Source organism: Kitasatospora sp. NPDC059146, assembly GCF_042786665.1.
Classification (GTDB): domain Bacteria; phylum Actinomycetota; class Actinomycetes; order Streptomycetales; family Streptomycetaceae; genus Kitasatospora.
In genome coordinates this window covers 1-1,807 of sequence record NZ_JBHZCY010000266.1, presented here as the reverse complement: position 1 = coordinate 1,807, position 1,807 = coordinate 1, and the positions used below count along the sequence as shown (strand labels likewise).

Sequence of the window (1,807 nt, the reverse complement as noted above, 5' to 3'; positions counted from 1 at the left end):
CCCCTGACCCGCGTCCAGGACCACGCCGAGTGGATCGACCGCTTCGAGTCCGCCCTGCGCGGCCTGCCCGACCGCCGGCGCCGGCATTCGCTGCTCCCGCTGCTGCACGCCTTCACCGAGCCGGAACAGCCACTCGCCGGATCCGCCCTGCCGGCGGACCGGTTCCGCGCGGCCGTACGGGCCGCGGCCCTCGACGACGGCGACGACATCCCCCACCTGTCACCGGAGCTGATCACCAAGTACGTGGCCGATCTCCGGGCGCACCGCCTGATATGACACGGCCCGTGACCGCCGCAGGGTCCGCCGTCGCCGGCCCTGCGGCGGGGAGTACGGGGAGCTCGCCGCCGCAGGGCCGGTCGACGGCGCCTACCGGCGGGAGTCGTCGGTGTTGGGCTGGGTCTTCTGGTTGTAGATCTCCTTGCCGTCCGCGTTGAAGGCGTGGACGTAGGCGTCCGGGGGGAAGGCCTTGGGGTCGGAGCTGGCGGTGACGGCGGCCGCGTGGACGAACGCGCCGTCCGCCATGACGGCCGGGTACTGCGTCGGGTCGTCGCCGTAGCTGATGGTCACCTTGGCGACATCGGGCGTGTAGTGCCCGGCGCCCAGCGAGAGGACCTGCCCGCTGCCGGCCCGGGAGCTGAAACTGTCGAAGAACTCGATCCGGTGGCCGGCGCCCCACAGGCGGTCGTTGATGAACGTCGCGGGCACGGACCGGCTGGTGCCCTTGTCGCCCTTCGTCTCGCACTGCACGTACTGCTTCGCGGAGTCGACGGCCACGACCACGCCGTCGGTGTCCTGCGAGGCGACCGGAGTGCGGACCGCGATCACCGCGTGGTAGCGCGACGCGTCGGAACCCAGGCAGGAAGCCAGGATCCGGGCCACCGCCCCGGACTCGATCGGAACCGTCTTCGTACTCGTCACCGCAGAAGCAACCGGGGGGCGGGGGGAGTCGGAGGCGGGGGCCGGCACGGAGGGAGTGTCCGTGGTGACCACTGCTCCGTGCTGCGGCCGCGGTGAGGGCGGCCCGGACGGGAGGGTCAGGTACAGGGCCGCCGCGGCGCAGGCCGCGGTCGCGCCCAGGGCGTACCGGCGGTGCCGGCGGTGGCGGCGCCGGTCGGCGCGTCGGCGGATCTCGGCAGCGGGCAGGGCCGGTGCGGGCACCTGCGTGCCGAGCAGCCGCAGCCGGTCGCCGACGGTGTCGTGGAGGGGGTCAGACACGGAGCTTTCCTTCCTCGCTGCTCGGGGTCCGGTCGGCGAGTCCGGCCGCGAGCGCGGTCCGGCCCCGGGTGAGGCGGCTCTTGACGGCGCTGACGCTGGCGCCGGTCTCGGCCGCGACCTGCTCGACGGGGAGGTCGCACATGTGGTGCAGGACCAGGGCGCTCCGCTGTGCCTCGGGCAGGTCGCGGAGCGCGGTGACCAGCATCAGGTGGTCCTCGGTGGGCGGTTCGACGGTGGGTGGTTCCGGGCGGTGGTGGCGTCCGGCCAGGTGCAGGCCCCGGGCCAGGCGCCGCCAGCGGGATACGGCCAGCCGCCGGGCCGTGGTCCGGATCCACGCCTCCGGGGCGTGGTCCAGGTCGAAGGTGCGCCGTCGGTCCCACGCGCGGATGAAGGCCTCCTGGACCACGTCCTGCGCTTCGGACCAGTCGCCGGTCATCGCGTAGAGCTGCCCGGTCAGGCGGGAGAAGGACGCCGCGTAGAAGGCGTCGAACTCCAGTCGCTCGACCTCGCTGTCGGCGAACGCGGGCGCCCGCAGCGCCTCGGCGATCAGCCCGAGCGCCTTGGCCAGCCGAGAAGCCGGGACCTCCAGGGA

3 protein-coding genes are annotated in these 1,807 nt (G+C 73.9%); 1 reads left to right on the top strand and 2 read right to left on the bottom strand.

The annotated features are described in order from the left end of the window. Positions 1 to 276: hypothetical protein (locus ACFXPX_RS43835; RefSeq protein WP_380645117.1), on the top strand; the 276-nt coding region annotated here is incomplete at its 5' end. A gap of 90 nt (positions 277 to 366) precedes the next feature. Here ACFXPX_RS43835 and ACFXPX_RS43830 read toward each other — a convergent pair. Further along, a complete protein-coding gene (locus tag ACFXPX_RS43830; protein WP_380645116.1) occupies positions 367 to 1,215 on the bottom strand; it encodes a hypothetical protein in 849 nt (282 codons plus the stop codon). After that, positions 1,208 to 1,711 carry a SigE family RNA polymerase sigma factor gene (locus tag ACFXPX_RS43825; RefSeq protein ID WP_380645118.1) on the bottom strand — a complete coding sequence of 168 codons (504 nt, stop codon included), beginning with the start codon at positions 1,709 to 1,711 and terminating at the stop codon, positions 1,208 to 1,210. The genes ACFXPX_RS43830 and ACFXPX_RS43825 overlap by 8 nt, the downstream gene beginning before the upstream one ends. Positions 1,712 to 1,807 lie beyond the last annotated feature (96 nt).